Source organism: Bacillus sp. JJ1521 (genome assembly GCF_036965165.1).
In the GTDB taxonomy this organism is placed as follows: Bacteria; Bacillota; Bacilli; order Bacillales; family Bacillaceae_L; genus Ferdinandcohnia.
Genome location: NZ_JBALOX010000247.1, coordinates 2,523 through 8,825 on the forward strand (window position 1 = coordinate 2,523; position 6,303 = coordinate 8,825).

The 6,303-nt window shown below is 32.2% G+C and carries 7 protein-coding genes; all 7 read right to left on the reverse strand.

The features are described 5' to 3' along the window. Positions 1-411, reverse strand: a 411-nt coding sequence (locus V7147_RS23710; protein WP_335370257.1) for an ABC transporter ATP-binding protein, incomplete at its 3' end; no start/stop codon positions are given. A 16-nt stretch (positions 412-427) separates the two neighbouring features. After that, complete coding sequence (locus V7147_RS23715; protein WP_335370258.1) at positions 428-1,186, reverse strand: ABC transporter ATP-binding protein; 759 nt, start codon at positions 1,184-1,186, stop codon at positions 428-430. Next, positions 1,146-2,213: an ABC transporter permease subunit gene (locus tag V7147_RS23720; RefSeq protein ID WP_335370259.1), complete on the reverse strand. Its 1,068-nt coding sequence runs from the start codon at positions 2,211-2,213 to the stop codon at positions 1,146-1,148. The genes V7147_RS23715 and V7147_RS23720 overlap by 41 nt, the downstream gene beginning before the upstream one ends. After that, positions 2,213-3,091, reverse strand: a complete 879-nt coding sequence (locus V7147_RS23725) for an ABC transporter permease subunit (RefSeq protein ID WP_335370260.1) — start codon at positions 3,089-3,091, stop codon at positions 2,213-2,215. The genes V7147_RS23720 and V7147_RS23725 overlap by 1 nt, the downstream gene beginning before the upstream one ends. A gap of 162 nt (positions 3,092-3,253) precedes the next feature. Further along, entirely contained in the window at positions 3,254-4,492 is a 1,239-nt protein-coding gene (locus V7147_RS23730; protein ID WP_335370261.1) for an urea ABC transporter substrate-binding protein, read from the reverse strand. 384 nt (positions 4,493-4,876) lie between these two features. Continuing rightward, positions 4,877-5,356, reverse strand: coding sequence for a PucR family transcriptional regulator (locus V7147_RS23735; protein WP_335370262.1), 480 nt, complete (start codon positions 5,354-5,356; stop codon positions 4,877-4,879). A 43-nt stretch (positions 5,357-5,399) separates the two neighbouring features. Next, positions 5,400-5,963, reverse strand: coding sequence for a sugar diacid recognition domain-containing protein (locus V7147_RS23740; protein WP_438824646.1), 564 nt, complete (start codon positions 5,961-5,963; stop codon positions 5,400-5,402). Between the last annotated feature and the right edge of the window lie 340 nt (positions 5,964-6,303).

The following is a 6,303-nucleotide window of genomic DNA, read 5'->3' on the forward strand; positions in this document are numbered from 1 at the left end:
CTCTCCACCACTTAATGTTCCTGCTTTTTGACTTAAGCGTTCTCTTATTCGTGGAAAGTAGTTATAAATAATCTCATAATCCATTTTTTTCGCTTTCTTGTTTATGGATTCTCCCATTTTAATATTCTCTTCAACGGTTAAATTTGGGAAAACACCGTGACCTTGAGGTACGTATCCAATACCGATACGCGCACGTTCATGAGTATTTAATTTTGTTATATCTTTATTATCTAACAAAACTTTTCCATTTTTCGCTATTAAAAGTCCCATTATCCCTTTCATAAGGGTACTTTTCCCAACACCATTTCTTCCAATAATGGAGACAATTTTACCTTTATCAACATTTAAAGAAACATTACGTACAATTTCTACTTTGTTATAGCCTGTATGATATTCGTGGATTTCTAGCAATTAATCCCACTCCCTTTTAAACTTCTGTACCTAAATAGATATCAATAACATCTTTATTGTTTTCTATTTCTGTGATATTGCCCTCAGCAAATAATTTTCCTTGATGAAGCACAGTTATTTGTTGTGAAATTTGCTTAACAAATTCCATATCATGATCAATAAAAATAATCGAAATACCTTCTTCATTTAAACGTTTTACAATTTGCGCAGTAAATGCTGTTTCTTCCGGCCCCATACCAGCAACAGGTTCATCTAACAAAAGTAGTTCTGGCTTAGAAGCAAGAGTCATAGCAATTTCTAGCCATTGCTGCTGACCATGAGAAAGGTTGTTAACCTCTGAATCAAGAAGATCATCGATTCCTACAAGTTTTGACAATCTTAAAATTTCATTATCTATTTCACTCATTGAATTAAAGTTTTGAGCAGCAATTCGCATATTTTCGTAACCAGATAATTCACCAAAAACCCCAGGTATTTGCATTTTAATACTCATTCCAGTTCTTGCTCGTTCCCAAGTCGATAATTTCGTAATATCTTTATTATTAAAATAAATCCTACCCGATGAAGGTGTATAAAGACCCATAATAAGTTTAAATATAGTACTTTTCCCCGCTCCATTTGGCCCTATTAATCCTCTAAGTTCACCTTTATTTACGCTAATAGAAACGTCATCTACTGCCCTTAATCCTCCAAAGTCCATTGTTACATTTTTCAATTCTAATATTTTATTATGTTTAGACGCTTCTTGCTTTTTCTGAATTTCCTGCACTTTCACTTAGCTTATTCCCCCTTTTTTTCAATAAAAAGCGATCAATAAAATTAAATAACCAAACAACAACACCCTGAGGAACAACTAAAATTACTAGAATCAAGATAAAACCTAAAATAACCAAAGCATATTCACTACCTGAAACTGAAAGTTTTTGAGACAAAAAATAATATAGGATTGTGAATATTATTACTCCTGATAGGTTTCTTCTACCAGCCGCAGCCACTAGCACAACAGGTAGTGCTGCCGCAGAAATTGCCATTACAGAAGGTGCAATATATCCACCCCAGGTAACGTACAAAACTCCACTAAAAGCAGCAAGAACTCCACCAAGAGAAAAAGCGAGCGTTTGCAAAAATGCTGTGTTATATCCTAACAATTTGCTTCGTTCTCTGTTTTCTCTTATTGCAATGAAACTATATCCTAGTTTAGTACTTTGCATTTTCTTTAAGATTAAATAGATTGTAACAATTGAAATTATTATAAAATAATACAAAAGATTTCCTGTAAATAACACTTCTGTGTTTCCAAAACTTAATGTCAACGGTGGTATATTATTTATTCCATTATCTCCACCGAGTAAAACATTACCTAATTTCCATTGTGAGCCTGCCGATTGAGCTAAGAATGTTGCTAAAACAAGTGTGACGCACAATGTAATTAATCCTACAAACACATCATTTACCCCACCATAGAACATAAAATAACCTAACAAAAATGAAAACGCCCATGTAATTATTAATGCCAATAAAAGGGCTAAAAACGTAAAATTCGGATTATCAAAGTTCATACTAACAAGGGCATATGTGTAACCACCGAAGCCGAACAATGCTGTTTGACCAAAACTAAATATCCCAGTCAATCCCCATATTAGCCATAAACTAATAGAGAGGATTGCCATTGATATAAAGTAGGACATATTTAAAACATCATATTCTGATCCAATAAGTGGGAAAGCTATAAATATTGCACACAATAATATCATTATAATTTTTTCAGAATTAATATTTTGTTGGTTTAATAAGTTATTCATTATCTATTCACCCTTATAACTTTTTTCTCTATAAGCCCAGAAAAACCTGTAGGCCAGAGTCTAATAAAGAGTATTGCTGCAATTAGTAATCCTACTCTACCAATAAAAGTTCCAAAGACGAAAGATAATCCACTGTGAACAACTCCAAGAGTACCCCCTGCCATTACGGTTCCAATTAATGGATTTGCACCACCAACAATTACAGTTACGAAACTTTCCATAAGGAAACCTGATCCAAAAGTTGGCCCGATTGACATGGTAAAAGCGTAAAGACCACCTGTTAATCCTGCAAGCATTGACCCTATAACAAAAGTTGTAGTATAAATTTGCTTAGTATTTGTTCCTAAACTTCTTGCAATTTCTTCATTTTGCATAGTTGCCCTTGACTTTAACCCAAACTTTGTATGCGTGAAAACCCAATATAAAAGAAAAAGCAAAAAGCAAGCAATAACAGCAAGAATAATCCTATAAGTTGAGTAGTTAAGGTCACCAATTGTAAAAGACCCTAAAGGTGTTGATGGACCTTGTAAAGAAGGACCCATTATTATTAACATGCCTTGCCCCATTACAAGGCTTATGCCCCAAGTAGCTACAACTGAATCCAATGGTCTACCATATAAATGTCTAATGATTAATCTGTCTATAATAAATCCAAAACACCCCACTCCGATTGATCCTAATAATATAGCAATTGGTATAGGGACACCTGCTAGCCATGACAAAGTAGTAATGTATGCTCCTAGCATGATGAATTCACCATGTGCTAAATTGATTACCCCCATCATTCCAAATATTACAGCTAAACCAATTGCTGCCAGTATTAAGAATGAAAAACTATCCATCAATTGATAAAATATATTAAATAAGTTTTCCAGCATATTAATAAAAATTCAGCTCCTCTCTCAAAACCTTAAAATGGTGCTATTGTTTCAATATAGCCCCTCTAATGTATAGAGGGACTAAAATATTATCGGAATTCAATGATAAAAATAATCTTTAATTCTTTTTAGATTAATTTATAATTTTTGTTAATAAAACTATTAATCAATAGGTGTATATTGTTCGTTTGGAGAATCCTTTGTTAGGTCAATCCCTTTTTCTTCTGCTAGCCAATATGGTGCAACCTGATCCCATTTATCAAGAACGCTCACCTTATGATTCTCATCAGCATGGAATAAGTAAATATCCTTTATAGCATGATGGGATTTAGGATCAATGGTTACTTTTCCAGATGGGGCATCAAAACTTATTCCACTTTCTAATGCTTCTATTACAGCATCTACATCAGTTGTGCCCGCCTGTTCCACTGCTTCTGCCCACAAATAAACCCCAGTATACTGTGCTTCCGCCTCCATACCTACATATGCATCATCAGGGAATTTAGCTCTAAACTTTTCCACAAATGCTTTAGCTTCAGGAGTATCAAGCTCTTCCATGAATGGTGCTGCGACGTGCATATTAGCTAGAGCAGGTGCTGCAGTTCGTATATGCTCATATTGTTGCGCCATATTTATTGTAGTAGCCATCGGTAGATCCTTAATACCTGATGTGTTCCATTGTTCATAAAATGAAGATTGTTTAGCACCCGTCAACAAGACAACTAAAAAGTCAGGTTTTGCTTTTTGAATTTTATTAATACTACTACTAAACTGCGATTCCCCAAGTGGAATAAATTCCTCACCTACGATTTTTCCACCAAGCTCTTCAGTTGCAACCCGTACCCAATCAGCGGTTATTTGTCCAAAATTATAGTCCGCTGCGATTGTGTAAACGTTTGGACCGTAAGTATCAATCATATATTCCATAACTGTCATAACTTGATGTTCTGGAACGGCACCTGTTGGAAAAGTATATTTACTTGCTACTCCACCCTCGTACTGATTATTATAAAAATATAGCATTTTATTTTGTTCCATAATTGGTCTTATTGCTTCACGGGAAGCACTTGAAAAAGCACCCATTATAACGTCAACCTTATCTTCTAATATTAGTTTTCTTGCCATTTCCTGAAAACGTTTATCATCCGATTGAGTATCAGGCGCAATTATCTCTATTTGTTTTCCAAGAAGACCTCCATTATTATTAATCTCTTCAACAGCTAATTCAACAGCATGTGATTTTTGAATTCCAACAAGAGCAAAATCCCCAGAACGATCCTCTAATACTCCTAATTTAATTGTGTCGCCATTCGAACTTGTTTTACTGTTACAAGCTGCTAAAAACGTACTCGTAACTAACATTAAAATTATACCAATAACAATTCTTTTGTATTGCTTCATTTAAATCCCCCTTACTTTTAATTGTTTATATTAAAACCAAAATAATATATTTCACTCCTTTCCAACAAACTAATATTTGTCGACTTACATTGTAAGCGCTTAACTACATTTTCATGTTACCACTTACAAATAAGTAAAACATTATTGAAAATTATGAATTTTTTATATAAAATTCGTAATTCTTTATGCAAATATACAAAAATAGAGGATATCTATAAAAAAAGTGCTATTTTGTTCTATTAAGATATATTTTTTATAACTAAAATAGAAAAACGCGATATTCATAAAGAATACCGCATTGTATGTCTGAAATAAGTAAATGGACAAATCACCTTTATAATTTTAAAAAATAAATTAAAAGGAATTTGAATAAAACAATTGTTATTATTTAAGTGTTTTGCACCAATTAAAAAATTGTAATTTAATTGCGTCGTTAAAATTTCTAGGATCAAGACCCCATAATTCCTTTATCTTATCTAATCTATATAAAAGAGTATTTCGATGAATATGCATGTCATCTGAAGTTGTTTTAATATTAAGGTTATTTTCTAAAAACACTCTTAATGTTTCTTCTAATTCTTCGTTTAATGATGGTTTTCTAAATAAATACTGCGAGAGAAAAGATTGCCGTGTTTCTGGTGGAATTTTTTCGACCAACTGTAATAATCCCCATTCCATTATATGGGATACCACTTTATTATTTGATACTTGTTTTAACAAATCGATACTTTGCATCCCCTCAATAAAACTTTTGCGATAACCTATGATTCCTTTGTGTACATTTCCTATTCCCACGTAAGAATCAAACCCTTCAGCCTTTAGACTAGAGTGTATACCCATTCCAATTTTGGTAATTGATTCCACTTTTTCGTTTTCCTTAAAAGGTATACCAAATATAAATAAATCTTTACCAATTNNTAATAATATGGATCTCATTCTTTTGTATTTCTTCATAATCCAAATTTACGATGCTTGAATATCTAACTTCAATAACAAAAACTGATATGTATTTATTTACATTTATTTTTAAATACTCTGCTTTAGATTCCAATAATGGAATATTATTAAAATGAATATCTACTAAATTTTGAACCCACTCGCCTAATGCTGTTTGTTTATACCTAAGTTGTTCAATTAAAATTTGTTGTTCTAATAAAGATTCTACCGTTATTTTTATTATATGAACAAACTTATAAATTTTTGTTGGCTCCCCCGTTATACCCACCGCACCAACAACCTTTTCCTTAATTTCAATAGGGACATTTACCCCAGATTGTGTACCAACCATATTCTTTGAGTCTGTTTTATGGACTATCCTTTCACGTTTTAATTCAATTGCCTCTAGTGCACCCTGATGTATTTCATATATTCTGTTATTATCACCACTTGCAACGATAACACCTTTTTGATTCATAATATTGACATTATAGTCTATGATTTTTATCATCTGATCAACAATCGGTTGTGCCATTTCAGTTGTAATTATCAATTATAATATCCCCCTGAAAATAAATTGTTTATAAACAAATATTTTATTCATTATTATAAATATTAATAATAGTATGATATATAATCAAGCAAAAATTTCGGATACCGAAATTAAGTGATTCGTCAGTCGTTTCTTAATCTGGATATTCTATATTAGTACATTCCTTCTGAAGTTGATAAGTTCAGGCGAAATACTTCTTCAAATGTTTTTCTTAATATTAGATCGTCATCTATCAAAATCCATTTTATTTTTTTCTTGAAACAAATTTTAATTACCATACCTTTATCAATTTAATAGAAACATAAATATTTACTTAAAAGCG